The 19,797-nt window shown below is 69.5% G+C and carries 15 protein-coding genes; 9 read left to right on the top strand and 6 right to left on the bottom strand.

The annotated features are described in order from the left end of the window. Positions 1 to 358: 358 nt before the first annotated feature. Positions 359 to 2,476 (top strand): RICIN domain-containing protein, encoded by a 2,118-nt coding sequence (locus ABZS54_RS27670; RefSeq protein ID WP_355541647.1) that lies wholly within the window; start codon positions 359 to 361, stop codon positions 2,474 to 2,476. 72 nt (positions 2,477 to 2,548) lie between these two features. Beyond that, entirely contained in the window at positions 2,549 to 3,163 is a 615-nt protein-coding gene (locus tag ABZS54_RS27675; RefSeq protein WP_355541650.1) for a hypothetical protein, read from the top strand. Positions 3,164 to 3,412: 249 nt separating this feature from the next. Here ABZS54_RS27675 and ABZS54_RS27680 read toward each other — a convergent pair whose 3' ends face one another. Both ABZS54_RS27680 and ABZS54_RS27685 read right to left on the bottom strand, forming a co-directional pair. Then, positions 3,413 to 4,216, bottom strand: a complete 804-nt coding sequence (locus tag ABZS54_RS27680; protein ID WP_355541653.1) for an ATP-binding protein — start codon at positions 4,214 to 4,216, stop codon at positions 3,413 to 3,415. After that, positions 4,213 to 4,866 (bottom strand): PAS domain-containing protein, encoded by a 654-nt coding sequence (locus ABZS54_RS27685; RefSeq protein ID WP_355541656.1) that lies wholly within the window; start codon positions 4,864 to 4,866, stop codon positions 4,213 to 4,215. The genes ABZS54_RS27680 and ABZS54_RS27685 overlap by 4 nt, the downstream gene beginning before the upstream one ends. A gap of 540 nt (positions 4,867 to 5,406) precedes the next feature. On the opposite strand from ABZS54_RS27685, the gene ABZS54_RS27690 reads away from it, so the two are divergent. The 4 genes from ABZS54_RS27690 to ABZS54_RS27705 all read left to right on the top strand — a co-directional run bounded on the left by ABZS54_RS27690 (position 5,407) and on the right by ABZS54_RS27705 (position 7,724). Next, the gene (locus ABZS54_RS27690; RefSeq protein ID WP_355541659.1) at positions 5,407 to 5,745 is read left to right on the top strand and encodes a PadR family transcriptional regulator; all 339 of its coding nucleotides are present in this window, start codon (positions 5,407 to 5,409) and stop codon (positions 5,743 to 5,745) included. Then, positions 5,742 to 6,293: a hypothetical protein gene (locus ABZS54_RS27695; RefSeq protein WP_355541662.1), complete on the top strand. Its 552-nt coding sequence runs from the start codon at positions 5,742 to 5,744 to the stop codon at positions 6,291 to 6,293. Before ABZS54_RS27690 ends, ABZS54_RS27695 begins: the two co-directional genes overlap by 4 nt. Before the next feature lie 169 nt (positions 6,294 to 6,462). Next, positions 6,463 to 6,615 (top strand): hypothetical protein, encoded by a 153-nt coding sequence (locus ABZS54_RS27700; RefSeq protein WP_355541665.1) that lies wholly within the window; start codon positions 6,463 to 6,465, stop codon positions 6,613 to 6,615. Between the two features lie 359 nt (positions 6,616 to 6,974). Beyond that, positions 6,975 to 7,724: a M50 family metallopeptidase gene (locus ABZS54_RS27705; protein ID WP_355541668.1), complete on the top strand. Its 750-nt coding sequence runs from the start codon at positions 6,975 to 6,977 to the stop codon at positions 7,722 to 7,724. 493 nt (positions 7,725 to 8,217) lie between these two features. On the opposite strand, the gene ABZS54_RS27710 is transcribed toward ABZS54_RS27705, so the two are convergent. The 3 genes from ABZS54_RS27710 to ABZS54_RS27720 all read right to left on the bottom strand — a co-directional run bounded on the left by ABZS54_RS27710 (position 8,218) and on the right by ABZS54_RS27720 (position 13,535). Beyond that, positions 8,218 to 8,511, bottom strand: a complete 294-nt coding sequence (locus tag ABZS54_RS27710) for a hypothetical protein (protein ID WP_355541671.1) — start codon at positions 8,509 to 8,511, stop codon at positions 8,218 to 8,220. Positions 8,512 to 8,589: 78 nt separating this feature from the next. Then, positions 8,590 to 11,514: a SpoIIE family protein phosphatase gene (locus ABZS54_RS27715; protein WP_355541674.1), complete on the bottom strand. Its 2,925-nt coding sequence runs from the start codon at positions 11,512 to 11,514 to the stop codon at positions 8,590 to 8,592. 587 nt (positions 11,515 to 12,101) lie between these two features. Then, positions 12,102 to 13,535 (bottom strand): aldehyde dehydrogenase family protein, encoded by a 1,434-nt coding sequence (locus ABZS54_RS27720; protein WP_355541677.1) that lies wholly within the window; start codon positions 13,533 to 13,535, stop codon positions 12,102 to 12,104. Positions 13,536 to 14,242: 707 nt separating this feature from the next. Between ABZS54_RS27720 and ABZS54_RS27725 the strand changes: the two genes are divergently transcribed. Next, positions 14,243 to 16,303, top strand: coding sequence for an alpha-galactosidase (locus tag ABZS54_RS27725; RefSeq protein ID WP_355541680.1), 2,061 nt, complete (start codon positions 14,243 to 14,245; stop codon positions 16,301 to 16,303). After that, complete coding sequence (locus tag ABZS54_RS27730; protein ID WP_355541683.1) at positions 16,300 to 17,562, top strand: MFS transporter; 1,263 nt, start codon at positions 16,300 to 16,302, stop codon at positions 17,560 to 17,562. The genes ABZS54_RS27725 and ABZS54_RS27730 overlap by 4 nt, the downstream gene beginning before the upstream one ends. A gap of 93 nt (positions 17,563 to 17,655) precedes the next feature. Here ABZS54_RS27730 and ABZS54_RS27735 read toward each other — a convergent pair whose 3' ends face one another. Next, on the bottom strand, positions 17,656 to 18,297 hold the full coding sequence (locus ABZS54_RS27735; protein ID WP_355541686.1) for a TetR/AcrR family transcriptional regulator: 642 nt from the start codon (positions 18,295 to 18,297) through the stop codon (positions 17,656 to 17,658). A 62-nt stretch (positions 18,298 to 18,359) separates the two neighbouring features. Between ABZS54_RS27735 and ABZS54_RS27740 the strand changes: the two genes are divergently transcribed. Next, a complete protein-coding gene (locus ABZS54_RS27740) occupies positions 18,360 to 19,694 on the top strand; it encodes a GH1 family beta-glucosidase (RefSeq protein ID WP_355541689.1) in 1,335 nt (444 codons plus the stop codon). Positions 19,695 to 19,797 lie beyond the last annotated feature (103 nt).

Below are 19,797 nucleotides of genomic sequence, written 5' to 3' on the forward strand. Positions count from 1 at the left end.
TCGCGGATGCGAGGATGCATGTATGGCGCAAATCCTGCCGAATGCCACTGGCAGCCAAGCGACTTAACGCCTCAACCTATGCCTAAATCCCCACTAAGGGCTTGAAGACGGTGAATATGTCACGTGTTGGTCACCCGCGCACAGCCCCGGACTTCCCCGGGAGCGAGTAGCAACCCCACGCGGCGGGCGACCACGCTCCCCGGGCAACGCCAAACCCGTTGCACGAGAGGGCACATCCACGCCGCCCTGGGCCGCCGAGTCGAAAAGCCGTGCGATTTTCCGTTATCCCCGTCCGTCCCATCCATCTCCTAGGTGTCGGCACTCACACCCGACACCTGCCGACGAAGGAGAGACACGCATGGGACGCAGGAAAGCGACGCCGCACCGCCGCCGCGGTCGCCGTGGTTGGCTGCTCGTCGCAGCCGCCGTGACAGCCGCCCTCGCCGCGGGCGCCGTCACCGTCGACGCCGCGCTGGACGGCGACCCGCCGGTCGTCGTCGACGCCGCGAGCGCACAGGAGACAGGCCCGGGGGAGATAGGCCCGGCGGCGGGGCCGCTGCACGACGAGGCACCCACACCCGTGGCTGCGGTGCCGAAGAGCGACGTGGGCAAGGGCCTGGTTTACACCGGCCTGGTGCCGTCGGCCAAGGGCGACAAGTGCGTCGGCGTGTTCAAGGTCTCCGAGGCGGGGCTGTGTACGCACGGCCCGGACGAGCCGCCGAAGGGCGTCGACATCCACCAGGACACCAAGCCCGCCGCGGCGCCGGCCGCCGTGCCGGCCGCGCCCACGGTGAGCCAGGACCCGCCGCCGTCCGCCGCCGACCTGCTGAAGGACGGTCTGCCGGTGTTCGACGTGCAGTCCGGCACCGCGCCGGCCTCCGACGTGCCGGCCGCAGGAACGCCCACTTCCCAGGCGACCGCCGCCGCGGGCACCGCGGTGGCCTGCGACGGAGACGGGAGCACCGGCAACCGAGTCCAGGTGCTGTACGTACACGCGCCCGGCAACGATCGTTTCGGCCAGTACCTGCCCTCGTTCAAGAAGTGGGCCGCCGACGCCGACGTCATCTACGACGCCAGCGCCCAGGAGACCGGCGGCACCCGCCACATCCGCTACGTCACCGAGTCCGACTGCTCGGCGGCGATACTGAACGTGGAACTGCCCACGTCCGAGCTGCAGCAGTTCGGCGCCACGACCAGCGCGCTGGCCAAGCAGGGGTTCAACCGCAAGGATCGCAAGTACATGATCTTCGCGGACGCCCAGGTCTACTGCGGCATCGGCACCTTCGCCGGCGACGAGCGCCCGGGCAAGGACAACATGAGCAACTTCGGCCCCTCGTACGGCCGGACCGACAGCGGCTGCTGGGGTGGTTCGACCGCCGCACACGAACTCGGCCACAACCTCGGCGCCGTCAACAACAGCGCGCCGAACACCAGCAAGTCCGGGCACTGCGTCGACGAGTGGGACGTCATGTGCTATTCGGACTCGCCGTACTACCCGAAGATGCAGATCAAGTGCCCCAACCGCGCCGGCGACGAGCGGCTGGACTGCAACCACGACGACTACTACAACACCAACCCGTCCGCGGGCAGCTACCTCACCACCCACTGGAACGTGGCCAACAACCAGTTCTTGATCGCCGCCGGCGGCACCGGCCCCGACCCGACCCACAGCCCGACTCCCACCAAAACCTCGACCGGCACCACGACCTCCACGCCGAGCCCCACCAAGACCTCGACAAACCCCACCTCCACCCCGAGCCCGACCCGGACCGGCGGCCCGACCTCGCCCGAGGTGGCGATCGGCCAGCTCACCCAGAACTCTGTCGTGCTGAGTTGGCGCCAGGTCGCCGACGCGGCCGGCTACGACGTGGTGCTGGACGGCCGAACGCTCGGCACCGTCCGCTCCACCGTGGTCCGACTGGTCAACCTGCGGCCCGGCACCGCCTTCAAGGTCGCCATCGCCGTACGTGACCAGGCCGGCCACGTGGCCAAGCCCGGCCGCGAGGCATCCTTTCGCACCCTGAAGGCCGCCGGACCGGTCGGACCGACCAAGCCCGGCACCAAATACGTGATGGTCAACACCCTGACCGGCCAGGCCGCCGACATGTGGGGCGCCTCGACTTCCGACGGCGCCGTGCTGATCGGCTACCAGCGCCACGGCTACGCCAACCAGCAGTGGCTGTTCGAGGACCAAGGCGACGGCAACCTGCGGGTCCGTTCGGTGCGGTCCGACAAGTGCCTGCAAATCGGCGGCTCGGCCGTGGCCGGCCAATACGTGATGCAGCAGCCGTGCAGCAACGCGGACACCCAGCAGTGGAAGATCACCGCGAGCGGCAGCGGCTACGCGCTCACGGCGAAGAACTCCTCCCTCGTCCTCGGCACCGGCAAGCGCTGGTACTACGGCGGTCGGCTGCTCGAACTCCAGCAGTCGAACGGCCAGACCTACCAAAACTGGGCCATCCAGCCGGTCTCCTGAGGCCGCCCCAAGCAGGCGGTGGGACGGGAATCACCCCCGCCCGTCCCGCCGCCGTCCAAGGAGTCACCACAGATGCGCATCCGTACTTTCGCCGCCGCCGCATCGCTCGCCGCCGCCACCCTCCTGAGCGGCACCGGCCAGGCCGGCGCCCACGGCGACACCATCGTCTTCACGATCACCGAGCTGGGCGACGGGCATACCCGAGCGGTCGCCACCTGGGCGAACGACCACGACCCGGTCACCGACAAGGTGGCCGGCACGCTCAGCGCGCTGGCCGACGACGGCCGGACGATCGGCCCGTGGAAGCTGGAGCCGGTGGGCGACACCCCCGGCACCTTCACGACCCGCCTGGCCCTGCCGCCCGGCCACTGGGCCGTCACCGTGGAGTCCGGCTTCCCCGCCCTCGGCCGCGGCCAAGCGGACCTCACCGTCACGGCGGTGCCGGGCACGGAGCCCAGCCGAAGCGCCGCGGTCGAACCGGTCACCCCCTCCACGGCACCGTCCACGGCAACGTCCATCCAGGAGCCCGCCTCCTCGGCCCCGCCGGCGCGCGCTCCGATCGCCGCCCCGAGCTCCTCGTCGGCCGATTCGGGACCCAGTCGGCTCATCGCCGGTACGGCGATCGTCGCCATCGTGATGGTCGCCGCCGAGCTGCTGCGTCGTCGTCGCCGCCGCGCGGCTCGCTGACCCGAGCCGCCCCGTCCGGCCGCCCGTCCGCCCTGGCCGGGGGTGGAGGGGGTGGGTCCAGTCGCTCTTGGTGTTCGCGCCACGGGATCGAGGCACCTGTGCGGGCTGTGTGCGGAAGGCAGCATGCCGCGCTCGGTGGAGGCGGGCGGCGTGCCCGTCGACCCGCGCCGGCCCGCCGTGCTGAACGCCGTCGCGGCGGCGACAGGTCACGGGGCGGACCTCGACCGGGGCGTCGGCATCGCTCGGTGTTCAGCCGGCGAGCGGAAGGTCGGCCCAGTAGGTGACTCCGTGCGCCAGGCTGTGGGTGCCGTGCGCGCTTGCCAGCAGCGCGACGATCTCGCCGCCGCGGCCGTGTTCTTCCGGTGTGCAGCTCGCCGTCCAGGTGCCCTCGTCGGCCGCGGGGCCGCCGTCGTGGACCTCGATGTGCAGGGTGCCGTTGTCTCCGGCGCGCCGCAGGTGGAGGGCGACGGGGGGCAGGGCGTGTTCGACGGCGTTGGTGACGAGTTCGGAGACGACGAGCAGTGCCCGGTCGGTGGTCTCGTCGTCGATGCCCCACGCGTCGAGGGCGGCGTTGGTGATGCGGCGGGCGGTTCCGACGGACTCGGGACAGTGGGGGAGGATCCAGACGCGGGGCGGCTCGCCGACTCGCGTGCGAGTGGCGGACCGTGGGGAGACCGGGCGGTTCGGGTAGCCGATTGGAACCGTGCCGGCGGCCCGGTGGTTCGAGGTCGCCGCCACCGCGTGGTCGCCCGCGTCGAGCAGGATGTTCATCGCCGGGTGGAGGGCTTTCTCGGCGCGCGCGAAGCGGATGACGTCGTCCGCGCCGGCATGTTCGTACGTCCGGGCGATCACCGCGCGCAGGGCCGGGTCGCCGAACGTCTCGCTGTTGCCCGGGGTCGGGCTCTCGTGGGCGTGGCGGTCGGTGTCGTCGGCCGGCTCGGGCGGTTCGCCGCGTGTCGTGGTCCGGGCATCGGGAGCAGTCAGGTGGTTGCGGGCGGTGAACTCCCGGCGGGAGAAGTACGTTTCCGGGCGGAAGTGGGGCAGCCGGGTCATCGTGGTCGGTCCTTCGCGCTCGGTGCTCTGAGTTCGGCCAGCAGGCCGTAGACGGTGGATCGGGACACGCGCAGGGCCGCAGCGACGACCGGGGCGGCCCGGCGCACCGCGAACACTCGGGCCTCGTCGAGGCGCCCGAGGACGGCCAGGCGGTCCTGGCGGGTCATGCGTTCGACGGGGCGCCCGGTTTCGCGAACATAGCCGCCGATCACGTGCTGGATCCGCTCGGACCAGTCCTGCTCGAACAACGGCTCGGGGCGCTGTACGGTCGGCGCACCGAAGGCGGACAGGACGGCGGCGGCCTGTTCCAGCGGCGTGCGGTCGAGGTTGATGCACAGCACCGCGGACGCCCGGTCCTGCTCGTCCCGCAGGACCGCGCTGACCGAGGACAGTCGGCGGCCGTCCGCGAGGAGCTTCTCGTACGGTCCGTACACGTCCCGCGCCGACGGGTCGAGTTCGTCCAGTTCGCCGAGCAGTGAGGGATCTCCGGGGCCGCGCGGGGTCATGGGGTTCCAGATCCCCAGGACCCGGTCGGTCTCGGGATCGTGCAGGACGACCTCGGCGTATGGGCCGAGCAAGAGCGCGACGGCCCGGCACACCGGGGCCCACATCCGTACTCGAGGGTCGCGACCCTCGTCCACTGCGTTCATGTATGGACTATACGTCCAGATCAGACAATCCGTCCAGATCGGAAGAGGTGCGGGCGGGCAGCGCTCGGCAATCCGCACCGGGTTCCGCGCCGGACATCTGCAATGCGGCACGGCGCCGAGATCGAACGTCCGCTGGACCCGAGGAATCGGACCTGCCCGACCGGCGCCGCCGCAGCGACGCCGCGGTACAAGCGGCCGAGACCTTGGATTGACTTCACGGCGTCTGAACACGAAGCCTGCGCCTCGATCCACTACGCGATCAACGGCACCATCGGCTCCACCTTCATCAGCGGCGCCCGCTCTTTCCCTTCGCCGCCCGCCCGCGACACGACAGGGACGGCTCCGACCGCACGCGTGGCGGAAGCCGTCCCTACGTCGTCCCGGTCCGTCGTGTGTCGGGGCAGTGGAGCGCGGTGACGCGTCCGGCCGACGCTTCGCGCGCGCCGCGTCGACAACCCCCGTGCGAGCGTGCGGGGTTGGGGGTGAGCAGCGCCAGGGCGCCGCTTGCCGCCATATATCGGTGAGCGATATATTGCAGTCATGAAGCCATTGAGAGAGCAGAGCTATCTCATCCTGCTCGCACTGGCCCCCGAGCCGCTGTACGGCTACGGGATCATCACCGCCGTCCGTGAACTCTCCGACGAGAGGGTCAGGTTGGGCGCAGGCACCCTGTACGGCGCGCTGGACCGGCTCACCAATGACGGCCTGCTCGTGCTCGACCACGAGGAGGTCGTCGACGGCCGATTCCGCCGCTACTACAAGCTGACCGGCGAAGGCCGCGAAGCCCTCACCGCAGAAACCCAACGATTGGCACAGCTCGCCCAGCGGGCCGCACGCCGCCTCGGCACCCCTCCCTTCGCATTCAACCCGGCGGGATGATGAACGATTCGTACGAGAGCCGCAGCCGCGCGCTTCTGCGCGCCTACCCACCCCGCTACCGGATCGTCCGGGAGGCCGAACTCCTCGGCACCCTGCTCGACGCCGCCCCACTCGGCGCGACGCGCCCGTCGATACGCGACGCATGGGACGTCATCCGCGGCGGTCTGACGACCCGGCTGCGTGATCGGCCGCCGCTGCACCGCCGGCTCGCCTACCGCCTGTTCGGCGTGCCCGTCCCGCACCGATACCGCATGTGGGTCCGCGACGACGCTCTCGGCCGCTTCTTCTTCGTCCGCAACAACCTCGGCAGCCATCTGATCACGAGCGGCGTCTTCCTGCCCGGGATGATCGTGTACGGACCCCACTTCACCCCTCTTCCGCCGTCCGCTCCCATGCGGTGGGCCTTTCTCACCGTATTCGTACTGGCAATCTTCAACCCCCTGTACGCCAAGTCCGTCCGCACCCGGACGCTGCACAAACACGGCTTCGCCGCCGACGGAACCGACCCGACGTCGAGCCCACGGCCCGGCCACCCGGTCCAGCCATGACCTTCACCCACGCGCCGGCGCGAGCATCGGAACAGCCGGTGCCGTAGCCGTCCCTTCTTGAACGTCGGAAGTCCTGTGCCCGCCATGACGGGTACAGGACTTCCTGGGCTTGATTCGCTTTGGCGGACACCTTGGGTGAGGACTACGCGCCCTCGAAAGGATGTCCATCATGGAGAGCCTGGGGACGAAGAAGCCGCGCCCTCGCAGTTCGTTCACGTCGGAGTTCGAGGCCGAGTTCGTCGAACTGTGCCTGCGCGGCGACCGTTTGGTCGGTCAGGTCGCGAAGGATTTCGACCTGGCGGAGACCGCGGTGCGCGACTGAGCGATGCGGGCCGAGATCGACGCGGGGGAGCGCGATAAACACACAGTGGGACGGCCTTCCGGTCGCCGATCCCGGCAGCTGTTTTTGCGCGTGGGCGGTCGATGGGCGGCCGGTGGCCGGGCGCGATGCCACGCTCGCAGCCGTGGCCGGCCTCTCGCGTGTCCCGGGGGCGTGTGGTCCGGAAAACGCGGGCTCCGGCCCGGATGCGCCGGATGGCTTGACGCGCCCGGCACAGTCACTGACTGTGTGTCATTCGTGAACTGTCCCACGACCTTGCCCCGACGCACCCGCGTGGCCTTGTTGTCGGTCGGCGGGTCGGCTGCTTCGCGGCCGAAGGGCGGTCAGAGCATCGGAGTTGCATGACCCTGTCGTTCTCGCGGTTCGTGTGGGAGCACGCCCTCGCGACGCAGCCGCATCCGTCTCCGGGGCTTGTTCTCGTCGCCGGGGGTGTGGCCTTGACCTGTGTGGTGCATCGGTTGGCATGGTCCACCTTGCGGTGCTACTCGGTGATGGCACACGAGGCGGGCCACGTCCTCGCCGCGCTCCTGTGCGGACATCGCGTCGTCGCTGTCCGCTTGGAGGTCGACAACTCGGGAACCACGTCTCATCGAGGCAAGGGCCGCATTCGCCGACTCCTGATCTCGGCGGCCGGCTATCCGGCACCCTCGTTGGCGGGAATCGGTGGTGCGGCTCTTCTGCGCGCGGGGCACGTCACGGCGTCGCTGTGGGGCGTGACCGCTCTGATGCTCCTGCTGTTGACGACGATTCGTAACGTGTTCGGCGTGGTGATCATCCTCCTCGCGTCCGGTGTCCTGGCTGCGGTGTCGTGGCAGGGCCGGGTGGAAGTACAGGCTTTCGCCGCGTACGTCGTCGTCTGGTTCCTGCTGATTGCCGCGGTACGGCACGTTGTCGAGCTGCTACGACGCCACCTGAGGGGCAACTCCTCGTCCGACGCGGCGAACCTGGCAACCTCCACCGGAATACCGTGGCCAGTGTGGGTGGCGGCCTTCGGCCTGGTTTCGATCGCCATGGCCTGGCTGGGCGCCACCTGGCTGCTCGATGGCGGGGACGTGTTCACGACCTGGGCTCCGCTGCTGCCGCCCCGCTAGGTAGCCACAGATGCGCGACCTCGATTCTCGGTTGGGGGCTGCAAGAGATGTGCGCATGGCCGTCTCCGCCGTCGCCGCGAACAAGCCGAACAGGACGCGCCCGGGGTCGGTGGGATCGTGGGCAGCGGCCCGGCGAGCATTTCGAGCACCTGGCCGTGCGCGGTCAAGTGGTTTGCCAAGGCTGACAGTTCTGCCGCGTCCGGCCGGTCGCCGCCGCCGGGCCCAGCGTTCGCGCCACGGTCGGGGTTCCTGCCGGTGTTCCTGCCGGTGTTCAGGAGTGGGCGGCAGCCGGCGAGGATTGGCCGATGGGGTAGCCGTTGACGGCGGCGGGTTTGGGTGCGGCGAGGTGTCCGTGGACGGCGAAGTAGACGCGGTTTATGACGAGTCCGTCTTCGAAGGCGGTGTCGTCGGTGCGATCCGGCCGTGCGGGCCCGTCGTTGGTCGCCGACCCATTGTCAGAGCGGGTAGGACGTCCCGGTCCTCGACCTTCGGGTCAGGTGAGCAGTAGTCGGCACCATGTGTCGGCGAGCCATTGTTCGAACCGTTCGGGTGGCCAGCGCCGGTCCTCGACCAACAGGCAGTAGAACTCGGGCGAGTTGGTGGCCCGGATGACGTCGGCCACCTCGTCCGGGTCCAGTCCATGGCGCAGTTGTCCGGTCGCGGCCAGGTCGCGGGCGAGCAGTCGCATGTTGTCCGCGCGGCGTCGGGTGATGTCCTGCCAGGCCCGGGCGACTTCGGGGGGTCCGGTGCGGGCGACGCGCAGCAGCGGTGCCAGCCGGGCGTGCATCTCCCGGATGGCCCGCGCGTAGCGGCGAAGAGTGTGGGCGGCGTCCGCGAATCGTCGGCTCCCGAAGGCATCGACCCCTCACGCGCCCAGTGCTTGTTCGGTCCAGATGCATTTGCCGGTGAGGGTGTAGCGAGTGCCCCATCGCTGGGCCATGGCGGCGATGAGTTGGAGGCCACGGCCACCTTCGTCCGTCGCACGGGCATGTCGGATATGAGGCGTGGTCAGACTGCCGTCGGTGACCTCGCAGATGAGGGTGCGGCTGCGCAGCAGGCGCAGCTGGATCGGACCCGTTGCGTGGCGGATGACATTGCCGACGAGCTCGCTGACGATGAGTTCGGTGGCCATCTCCAGTTCCGCGTCCAAACACCAGATCCGGAACTGCTCATGGACATGGTGCCGGGCTTGGCCCGCGGCCGTGGGGTCTTCGGGGAGATCCCAGGCGGCGATGTCGCTGGGCGGGAGGGAACGGGCGTGGGCGATGAGGAGGGCGGTGTCGTCAGTGGTGCGGCGGTGTGCCGGGAGCAGGGCTGTGGTCACGGCATCGCACAGCCGGTCGGGTTCCCCGGCCACCCCATCGCGGTCGGCGAGGGCGGCGGTGATGGTCTCGGTGAGGTGACGCAGGCCCTCGTCGATGTTGTGCCCCGGGGTCTCCACGAGACCGTCGGTGTAGAGAACGAGGAAGCTGCCGTCGAGCAGGGGGACATCGTGGACGCCGAAGGGCGGGGCGGCGATCCCGAGTGGCGGGTCGGGATCGAATGTCAGCAGGGACACGATGCCGTCGGGGCGGGCGACCACGGGCGGGAGATGGCCGGCGTTGGCATAGGTGAGGATCTGGGTGGTCGGGTCGTAGACGCCGTACAGGCAGGTGACGAAGGACTCCTCCCCGAGTTCGCCGACGATGTCGTTGAGCCGGGCGAGGACGTCGTCCGGCGGCAGTTCGAGGTCGGAGAGGGTACGCACGGCGGTGCGCAAGCGGCCCATGGTGGCGGCCTCGGGCATGCCATGGCCCATGACGTCGCCGATGACCAGGGCCACACGGTCGGCGGACAGCGCAATGATGTCGTACCAATCGCCACCGACGTCTGCACCATGTCCGGCAGGCAGGTAGCGGGCGGCGGCAGTGATCGCGGGAAGCGGGGGCAGGACACGGGGCAGGAGGGCACGCTGGAGGTCACGGGCGCGAGTCGTGGCCACGTCGTACTGGCGGGCCCGCTCCAGCGTGTGGGCGAGCTGGCCGCTGAACACGGTCAGCAGGGTCCGTTCGTCCTCGGTGAGATGTCGCGGCTGGTCGAAGGAGACGACGGCGACACCGATCTCGCGGCCCGAGACGATCAACGGAAGCAAGGCCCACGCCTTCTTCCCTCCGGCAACCGGGAAGTCCGCCGGCCGCCCGGGATAGCGAGCGGTGAGGTCGTCGGGTGATTCGATGAACATCAGTGCGCGGGTACGCAGAACCTCTCCCAGAGGTGTGGCGGCGACGACCGGCATGCCGTGGAGGCGGTCGAGGAGCGCCGGCGGGTAGCCGACGCAGCCGACGAGGTCCAGTCGGTCGTTTTCCAGGGCGAGAATGACCAGTCCGGTGGCGTGGAGAGGAGGAAGGACGCTCTCGGCTACGGCGGCGGTCACGTCCCGGGTGGTAGCCGCCTCGGAGAGCGCGCGGGTCAGCCGGGCTATGAAGGCGGCGCGCTCGGCGGCGGCGCGCTCGGCAGCGGCGCCCTCCGCCTCGCGGAGGCGTCTTTCGGTGACATCCGTGATGTAGAGGGTGAGTCCATCGGCGACGGGGACCAGTCGTAGGTGATACCAGCGATCGGTGCCCGGCCACGGCACCTCGAACCCGTCGGGCACCCCCGCGGTGGCGGCTCGGCGGGAGCGCTCCTCCAGCCAGGGCACCTTCCGGACGATGGCGACGTCCCAGAGCGATCGTCCCACCAGGTCGCGCGGCCGGCCGAACAGACGCTCGGCGGCCACGTTGACGAATCCGATCCGCCCGTCGCGGTCCACGGACAGGAAGCCATCACTCATGTGTGCCAGGGCACGCCCCACCGATTCCAGCGCGGCATGGGTCTCCGTGGTGTACGACATGGTGCCGACCAGACGGGTCGGCTCGCTGCCTTGGCGCGAGACCGCCCGGCCGCGGAAGCGCACCCAGGCATACGTCCCGTCCGAACGGCGGACCCGGTACTCGCTATCCGCTCGGCCACGGGTCCTGAGTGCTTGTTCGACGTCTCCCATCACCCAGGGGAGGTCATCGGGATGGACGTAGTCGTCAAAGGTCGCGAGCCGCCCGTCGAATGTCTCTCGCTCGATGCCGATGGCGTCGAGCAACCGCTCGTCGAGGACAACCTCGTTCGCATGCACGTCGAATTCGAACTTGAATTCGGTTGAGGTCTCACCGGGTCCCTGTCCGGGGGCGCGGTCCGGTGGCGTCCCCAGCAAAGCGCGGGACACGCCGTCCGGCGTGGGAGGGGCCAGGCGCAGCCGTTCCGCCGCCCACCGGGCCACCTCCTCGAGAAACGTTTGTTGCTCAGCGGAGGGTGCGCCGGCCACCGGTAGCAGCACTGACAGCACGCCGAGCGGTCCGTCCGGTCCGGACAGCGGTACGGCCGCCATTGCGGAGCGCGCCGAGAGGTCTGCGGCGGGCGACGGGTGAGGCGGATCCGATGGGTTGCGTGCCGGGCAGTTCGCGGTGGACTCGTAGGCGAATTCGCCGGTCCGGAAGGCTCGCGCCGGAGCCACCGAATCGGTGATGCGGATGTCCTCCCAGTTACGGGTGACAGCTCGGGGTAGTCCACCGCTCGCGACCAAGTGCAAGCCCTGAGAGGCGCTCGCGCTCAGGTGTCCCATGGCGCCGAACCCACCGAGCGCTGCGGTCGCGTGCTGCGCCGCAGCCGTCAATACGTCGGTGTCCGTCGCTTGGTTGTCCAAAGCCGCAAGCAGGCACAACCTGTCGGTACGCGCCTTCTCCGCCCTACTTCCCCGGCTCGTGGGGCTGGCAAGGTCCACCGTCGGTCCCGCCTCTCCGTCGGATCCGTGTACGGCTCGGCCCCCTGTGCGTCGATATCATCTCTTCTTATATATAAAATATCACATTCAAGTTTATGTATTTATTTGGAGATATTTGTTTGTGCTTCTGAGGGCGGCCATCGCGCGTGCCTTCGGCCACCGTGCCATGGCCCATGGCTTCCTCGCACCGCCGCCCGGGGCATGATCGGCCGGGACGGCCCCGACCCTCAACTGTCGGGCGGCTCCCGATCTTTGCCGAGCGGAGTGGGGAATGAAGCGCAGGCCTGGCCGATTTCGGGGTTGTGGCTTGCATTTCGTGATGGTCTCTTTCGATCATCGGCCCGAGTGGGTGGCTGAGCGAAGGTGACCATCGCGCTATATGTGCCGGAGGCCGACTTCCACTTCTCCGGCGGGGACGTGGGCCTTCGCCCGGCCGCGGGTTGAGTACGGTGTCACGGCTGCGGTGCCGACCGGGACGCGGCGGGCGTCGCAGGGCACGGGGCATCCGGTGGCCGGACCCGGGCGGGGCGCGCTGCGCGAATGCCCCGCCCGGTCGTTCGGCTGCCTGCGCGCGGAGGCAGCGCGGCTCAGAAGCCGAAGACCGCCGTGCGAACGTCGGCCATGGCGTGCAGGGTGTGCTTGCTGCCCATCCGGCCCCACCCGGTCCGCCGGCCACCCGCGCCGCCGAACGGCATATTGGCGTCCCAGTAGCAGGTGCTGTCGTTGACGATGACCTGACCGACGGCCATCTCCTCGAAGAACCGGAAGGCCGTGCCCATGTCCTTCGTGAACACCGCACCCTGCAAGCCGAGTTCGTCGTCGTTGGCGATGCGCAGGAGGTCGTCGTCGTCGACGCCGGTGATGATCGGCACCACTGGGCCGAAAGACTCCTCGCGGGAGACCAGGCTGTCGACCGGGACGTCGTCGATCACGGTGAACTCGTAGTACAGGTCGGTCGGCATGCCCGCCCGCCGCCCGCCGCCGGTGAGGACCTTGGCGCCGCGTGCGCGGGCGTCGGCCACGTGGCGGTCCATCTTGGCGGCGACGCCCTCGTTGTTGAGCGGCCCGAGGTTGACGGCCGGATCGAACGGGTCGCCGAGGACGACGACCTCGGCGGCGCGCAGCACGGCCGCTACGAAGCCGTCGTGCACGTCGCGGTGGACGAGCACCCGCTCGGTCGCGCAACAGACCTGACCGGCGAGGAAGTGCGCGCCGTATACGGCGGCCTTCGCCGCGGCGTCGAGGTCGGCGTCCGCCAGGACGATCAGGGGACCATTGCCGGAGCACTCCATGATGGAGCGCTTGAGCCCGGCCGCGGCCTGGATGCGCTCGCCGGTGGTCGACGATCCGATGAAGCCGATCGCGTCGATGCCCGGGTGGCGCACCAGCGCCTCGCCGATCGTGCCGTCACCGGGCAGGACGCTGACCAGGCCGTCGGGCAGCCCGGCCGCGACGAATGCCTCCATCGCCTTGAGCACGCTGAGCGGGGTGTTGGACGGCGGCTTGACGACCAGCGCGTTGCCCATCGCCAAGCCCGGTGCGACGAACTCCACCACCGAGTGCAGCGGGAAGTTCCACGGCGTGATGATCCCCCACGTGCCGACCGGCCGGTACGTGGTGAACATCCGCTTGTTCGCGAACAGCGACGGCATCGTCTCGCCGTACACGCGGGTCGCGTCGTCCGCCTGGAGGCGGAACAGCAGCGCGGTCTCCTCCATGTCGACGAGTGCCTCGCTGAGCGGCTTGCCCTGCTCCATGACTGTCAGGTAGGCCAACTCCTCGACACGCTTGTGGAGTTCGTCGGCGATCCGATGGCACACCGCGGCGCGTTCCCACACCGTGAGCCGCGCCCACTTCGCCTGCGCCTCGTTGGCGGCGCGCACGGCTTCGTCCAAGTCGGCGGTCGACGGCACCGGGACGGTCCCGACGAGTTCGCCGGTGGCCGGGCTGTGAACTTCATAGGTGCCGGGTCCGGTTCCGTCCACGAAGGCGCCGGCGATGAAAAGCTGGTGGTGGGTCATCTTTCCCTCTCGATGTGCATGGTCGAAACATTCGTTCTGTCGACGCCGAACGACGGGGAAGTCCTTCGCCGTCACCGAGCCGACGAGCACTGAGCCGGCGCCTTCGACCCGGCAGGCGGTTCACACGATGGACGTGGCCGGCATCCTGACGATGCCGTCGCGGGCCGGGGTGGTCGGGAGGGCTGAGGAACCGGGAGTGCGCGAGTGCATGTCCATCCCTCATCTCGGGGGTGGGAACGCGTGGCCCTGGACGGGTAGTTGGCGTGCGGCGGAACGCGTACGGCAGCGAAACGGTTCAGGAGAAACCGAGTTGGTGATGCGCTCGACCTGTGGCGACCGAGTATGGCCGGCTCCCGTTATAGATGCGCGAATTCACCAATGTCAATGCCTCTGACTGCTGATTCAGCAGGAACTGTCCCGCACAGTTGCGCATTCGCTTGTGAATCCGATTGGTTTCTGCTCTCAGGTGTTCCTGGGTCTCTCCCGGCAGGAGGGGTCGCGCCGCCCCCGGCGTGCAGGGTTCGGATGCCCGGGGCGACCGGTCTTTCGTCGCCGACACGGGTGGGCGCCTCCTCCTCGGCTGCCGGCGGTATCGCCGCGATCTTCCCCATTTCCCGATGACAGGCTCCGTCAAGGGTTGGCGTCGTGGGCGCGCGTACCTAACATATGGACGAAACATGAGCACTACTCATATTTAAGGGCTCCGTATGATCATCCACCACTCCGCGGCCCGCCTCTGGCTGCTGAGCACGCCCGGCACCTCCTATGCCTTCCGGTTGGACGACGACGACGTCCCCCGACACGTGCACTGGGGTCGGCCGCTGACCCTTGAGCAGGCCCTCGTGATCGCGGCCGACTTGCCCGCAGAGGATCCCGGCGGCGACGACCCCGGCGGCGAGGAGTACGCGGTCGAGGGCGGCCTGCGGTTCGGGGCGCCGTCGCTGACAGTCCGGTTCGACGACGGCGTCCGCGGCTTCGAGTGGCGGTTCGTCTCGCACACGGCCGAGGACGACCGGCTCACGCTCTCCTTCGCCGACCGCGTCCGCTCCCTCGGTCTCGACCTGCACTACCGGATCCGGGACGGCCATGACCAGATCGAACGCTGGGCCGTCCTCACCGCGGACGAGCCCGTGGACGTCCTGCGGTTCGACTCCGCCGCCTGGACGCTGCCCGCCCGCGACGACTACCGGGTCAGCCATGTGGTGGGGGAGTGGGGCCGGGAGTTCCAGCTCCGGCGCGATCGGGTGCCCGTCGGGGAGACCGTATTCACCAGCCGCCTCGGCATCACAGGACAGCACGCCGGCCCCTGGCTGATGCTCGACGCGCACGACGCCGCGGAGGAGCACGGTGAGGTCTGGAGCGCGGCCCTGGCCTGGAGCGGCAGCCGGCGGATCACCCTGCGCCGCGACCCCTACGGCCGCACCTCCTGGACCGGCGGCTTCGGCCACGAGGGTTTGGTCTGGAAACTGGTCCCCGGCGAGAGCCTGGAGACCCCTGTCTTCACCGGTCTCTACGCCCCCGACGGTTTCGGCGGCACCAGCCGCCGCTGGCACGCCTACACGGAACGCCAGGTGCTGCCCGCCCGTCCGGCCGAACGCCCGCTGATCTTCAACTCGTGGGAGGCCACCGAGTTCGACATCACCGAGAAGCAGCAGACCGAGCTGGCCGAGCTCGCCGCCGGTATCGGCGTCGAGGTCTTCGTGGTGGACGACGCCTGGTTCGGCGCCCGCACCAGTGACATGGCCGGGCTCGGCGACTGGTGGCCCAACCCGGACCGCTTCCCGGACGGTCTGGGTCCGCTCGCCGACCACGTCCGCGCGCTGGGCATGGGCTTCGGCCTGTGGGTCGAGCCCGAGGCGGTCAACCCCGACAGCGACCTGTTCCGAGCGCACCCCGACTGGATCCTTTGCCAGGACGGCCGCTCCCGCACCCTAGGCCGTAACCAGCACGTGCTGAACTTCGCCCGCCGCGACGTCCGTGAATGGGCGGTCGAATGGCTGGTCGGGACCGTCACCGAGCTGGACATCGCCTTCCTCAAGTGGGACATGAACCGGTCCTTCAGCGAGGCCGGGCAACCCGGGGCCGCCGATCCCGACCGGGTCTGGATCGAACACACGCGCGGCGTCTACGAGGTGATGGACCGGCTGCGCGCCGCCCGTCCCGGCCTGTACCTGGAGTCGTGCGCGGGCGGCGGCGGCCGGGCCGACCTGGGCGTGCTGGCCCGCGCCGACCAGGTCTGGACGTCCGACAACACCGACGCCGCCGACCGGGTCGCGATCCAGCACGGACACTGTCAGCTGCTGCCCGCTCGGACCATGGGCGCCTGGGTCACCGACAGTCCGAACAGCTTCTCCGCCCGCCCGACCTCGATCCGGTACCGCTTCCACGTCTCGATGGCCGGGGCGATGGGCATCGGCGGCGACCTGCGGACCTGGAGCGAGGAGGATCTGGCCTGGTCCCGAACGCTGGTCGAGCAGTACAAGCGGATCCGGCCCGTGGTGCACGGCGGCGTCCAGTACCGCCTGGCGCACCACGCCGTGCAGTACCTCACCGAGGACGAGGTCGTCGTCTTCCAGTTCCAGCCGTCCGCGCTCAACCGCTCGGTCGCCCGTACCCGGCTCAAGGGCCTCGATCCCGATGCCCGCTACCGGGACGAGAGCACCGGCACCGTGCATGAAGGCGCCGTCCTGCTCGGCCATGGCCTCCCGCCGCTGCTGTCCTTCGACTGGACGAGCGAACTCGTCCACCTCCGGAGAGTGCCCCGATGACCCTCGCCCCCGTACGGCCCGATGCCCTCGCCGAGCCGACCCGCAAGGTCGGCCCCGGCTGGGTCGTCCTGTACGTCCTGGCCAACGTCGGGATGTACGTCCCGATGCAGGTGCCGACCACGTTCCTGATGCCCGACCAGATCGCCCGAATCGACCCGGCGGGAAAGGTCGACAGCTACGCCTGGGTCAGCATGATGGGCGCGATCTCGGGAATCGTCATCGCGCCGCTGGCCGGCGCGCTCTGCGACCGCACCACCGGCCGGTTCGGCCGCCGCCGGCCGTGGATGATCGCGGGCTCGCTGGTGTGCATGGCGGCGCTGGTCTACACCGGCCTGCAAACGACGGTCGTCGGGGTCGCGCTCGGCTCTCTCGCGCTGTCGTCCGGCTTCATGATCATCGGTGCCGGGCTCGCCCCGCTGGTCCCCGACCGGGTCCCGGTCGCGCAACGCGGCGTGGTGCTGGGCTGGGCCACGGTCCCGCAGGCGGGCGGCATGATCGCGGGCGGGCTGATGCTGGGTCTCGTCGCCGGGTTTTCCGCGCAGTACGCGCTGATGGCCGCGTTCCCGCTGCTGATCGTGCTGTTCGCGGTCGTCATGAAGGACCCGCCGCTGCCCGGCGGCCACCGCGAGCCGTTCTCGCTGCGCACCTTCCTGGATGGCTACCGGATCAGCCCGCGCGAGCATCCCGACTTCGTCTGGGCGATGGGCTCCCGGTTCATCATGGGCCTGGGCTACGGCCTCGGCACGCTTTACATGCCGTACTTCCTGGACGACGTCCTGCACTACGAGCAGCTCTTCCCCGGCCAGTCCACCGACGATGGCCTGCTCATCGTGATCGGCGTCAACTGCCTGGCCACGATCTCGACGGTCGTCCTCAGCGGCTGGCTCTCCGACAAACTGGGTAAACGCCGCATAATGGTCTTTCTTGGCGGTCTCACGATGGCCGTCGCCGCCATCCCGCTCGCCCTGTCGCCCACGTGGACCATGACGCTGGTCGCGGCCGTGATCCTGGGCTTGGGCTACGGCGTGTACCTGGCCGTCGATACCGCCCTGGTCACCGAAGTGCTCCCGGCCTCGGCGGACCGGGGCAAGGACATGGCCCTGGCCAATCTGATGGCGTCCCTGCCGTACGTGCTGGTTCCCCCGATCGCCTCGGTCGTGCTCGGCCAACTGGGGGGCTACCGCTCGTTGTTCCTGTGCTCCGCGGCCATGTCCGCGCTGGGCGGGGTACTGGTTTGGAAGGTCACGAGCGTTCGCTAGCCACGTGCCGCCGAAAGAAGTCCGGTTTCGCGCAGGAGGTTCCGTGCACGAGTCGGAGCAGTCGTTCGTGTCTTGTGCGGCGAAGCCCGTCGGTCACCCACCCGTTGTCAGTGACCGGATTTGGTCGTTCAGATAGCTGTCAAGAACTCGTTTGCACTCGGCGATCAGCCGGGGGTCGCCCTGAGGATCGGTACGGAAGGCCAGTTTCAGCACGCTGTCCGCGCACTCCAGAGCCACTCGGACGACGATCTCCAGTTCGGTGTCGTCCCGGACCCCGGTCAGGGCCGCGGTCAGCCCGCGCAGCCGTCCGGCGACCGCGGCGTTGTTGTCCAGGGCCGGATCGAGGGTGTGGTCCCGGCCCTCCGCGCCGAAGTCGACCACGCCGAAACCGGTGATCGTCCGGCGCATGGTGACGAACTCGTCGACGGTCACCTCCACGATGCCCGAGACGTCTTCCGGCTTCTCGTGCTCCAGCCGGGCCGAGACCCGTTCGAGGAAGGCGTCCAGGTTGCGGGCGGCGAGTGCGCCGATCAGCCCCTCCTTGTCGGAGAAGAACTGGTACAGGGTGCCGATGGGCACCTCGGCTCTGCGGGCCACCTCCTTGGTGGTCAGCGCGATGTAGCCGACCTCGTCCAGGAGTTCGGCGCAGGCGTCCAACAGCCGTTTGAGACGTTCGGCGCTGCGCTTCTGGACGGGCCGGCGGCGCATCGTGCCCGCGGTGCGATCTTGATTCACGCTTCCATCATCCCATCAACGAGAAATAACATGAGCCGTACTCATGTTCTAGGAGGTTGCACATGGCGCTGGACCATCTGCCCGCGGACTTCATCTGGGGCGCCTCGACGGCGTCCTACCAGATCGAGGGTGCCACCAAGGAGGACGGCCGCGGCCCGTCGGTGTGGGACACCTTCACCGCCCGCCCCGGCGCGATCCGCGACGGGCACACCGGTGACGTGGCCTGCGACCACTACCACCGGTACGAGGAAGACCTCGCGCTGATGGCCGAGGCGGGCCTCACCGGATACCGCTTCTCGATCGCCTGGCCCCGGATCCGGCCGACCGGCAACGGCGAGGTCAATCCCCGGGGCCTGGACTTCTACGACCGCCTGGTCGACGGCCTGCTCGCGCGCGGCGTGGAGCCCCTCCCGACCCTGTTCCACTGGGACCTCCCGCAGGGCCTCGAGGACGACGGCGGCTGGCTGAACCGCGACACCGCGCACCGCTTCGCCGAGTATTCGGCCACCGTTGCCGACAGGCTGGGCGACCGCGTCCAAAAGTGGATCACGCTCAACGAGCCGTTCATCCATATGGTCTGGGGCTACGGCCTCGGCACCCACGCGCCGGGCCGTACCCTGTTCCTCGATTGCCTGCCGGTCGCCCACCACCAACTGCTCGGCCACGGCTTGGCGCTGAGGGAACTGCGCGAACGCGGCCTTCAGGTGATGATCGCCAATAACTGCACCCCGGTCTGGCCCGCCTCGGACGCCCCCGCCGACCGCGCCGCCGCGCAGGCCTACGACAACCTGCACAACCGCCTGTTCAACGACCCGATCCTCACGGGCACATACCCCGACCTGTCGGCCTACGGTGCGGACTCCACCCTCGGTGGTTCCGTCCGGGACGGCGATCTCGAACTCATCTCGGCCCCGCTGGACGGGCTCGGCATCAACTACTACAACCCGACCCGGATCCAGGCTCCGACGTCCGAGGGCCTGCCGTTCGAAGAGGCTCCCATCGAGGGCTACCGCCGCACCGCCTTCGACTGGCCCGTCGTCCCCGACGGCCTGCGCGAACTGCTCGTCGGCCTCAAGGAACGCTACCCCACGCTCCCGCCGGTCTACATCACGGAGAACGGCTGCTCGGTCGAGGACGTCGTCACCGCGGACGGCACCGTCCCCGACCTCGACCGTATCGACTACCTGGACACCCATCTCCGGGCCGTCGACGCCGCCGTGGCCCAAGGCGTGGACGTGCGCGGCTACTTCACCTGGACCCTGATGGACAACTTCGAATGGGCCGAGGGCTTCCACCAGCGCTTCGGCCTCGTCCACGTCGACCACGACACCCAGGTCCGCACCCCGAAGGCGTCCTTCGCCTGGTATCGCGACCTCATCCGCGCCCGGCGCGGCTGAGCCGCCCGCCGAGCTCGCGCAGACACCGTGCGAGCTCCGGCCGGTCCCGGACGTCGAACTCGCGCCCGAGCCGGATCGGCAGAAACCTCGCACGCCAACGGCC

The sequence above is a fragment of the Embleya sp. NPDC005575 genome (assembly GCF_040605455.1).
Taxonomy (GTDB): domain Bacteria; phylum Actinomycetota; class Actinomycetes; order Streptomycetales; family Streptomycetaceae; genus Embleya.

Bases quoted from the DNA above. Each gene is read 5' to 3' on its own strand.
- ABZS54_RS27690 (WP_355541659.1), top strand. From the start codon at position 5,407: ATGAAGCCATTGAGAGAGCAGAGCTATCTCATCCTGCTCGCACTGGCC.
- ABZS54_RS27705 (WP_355541668.1), top strand. From the start codon at position 6,975: ATGACCCTGTCGTTCTCGCGGTTCGTGTGGGAGCACGCCCTCGCGACG.
- ABZS54_RS27710 (WP_355541671.1), bottom strand. From the start codon at position 8,511: ATGCACGCCCGGCTGGCACCGCTGCTGCGCGTCGCCCGCACCGGACCC.
- ABZS54_RS27685 (WP_355541656.1), bottom strand. From the start codon at position 4,866: ATGAACGCAGTGGACGAGGGTCGCGACCCTCGAGTACGGATGTGGGCC.
- ABZS54_RS27700 (WP_355541665.1), top strand. From the start codon at position 6,463: ATGGAGAGCCTGGGGACGAAGAAGCCGCGCCCTCGCAGTTCGTTCACG.
- ABZS54_RS27695 (WP_355541662.1), top strand. From the start codon at position 5,742: ATGATGAACGATTCGTACGAGAGCCGCAGCCGCGCGCTTCTGCGCGCC.
- ABZS54_RS27675 (WP_355541650.1), top strand. From the start codon at position 2,549: ATGCGCATCCGTACTTTCGCCGCCGCCGCATCGCTCGCCGCCGCCACC.
- ABZS54_RS27680 (WP_355541653.1), bottom strand. From the start codon at position 4,216: ATGACCCGGCTGCCCCACTTCCGCCCGGAAACGTACTTCTCCCGCCGG.
- ABZS54_RS27670 (WP_355541647.1), top strand. From the start codon at position 359: ATGGGACGCAGGAAAGCGACGCCGCACCGCCGCCGCGGTCGCCGTGGT.
- ABZS54_RS27730 (WP_355541683.1), top strand. From the start codon at position 16,300: ATGACCCTCGCCCCCGTACGGCCCGATGCCCTCGCCGAGCCGACCCGC.
- ABZS54_RS27725 (WP_355541680.1), top strand. From the start codon at position 14,243: ATGATCATCCACCACTCCGCGGCCCGCCTCTGGCTGCTGAGCACGCCC.
- ABZS54_RS27740 (WP_355541689.1), top strand. From the start codon at position 18,360: ATGGCGCTGGACCATCTGCCCGCGGACTTCATCTGGGGCGCCTCGACG.
- ABZS54_RS27720 (WP_355541677.1), bottom strand. From the start codon at position 13,535: ATGACCCACCACCAGCTTTTCATCGCCGGCGCCTTCGTGGACGGAACC.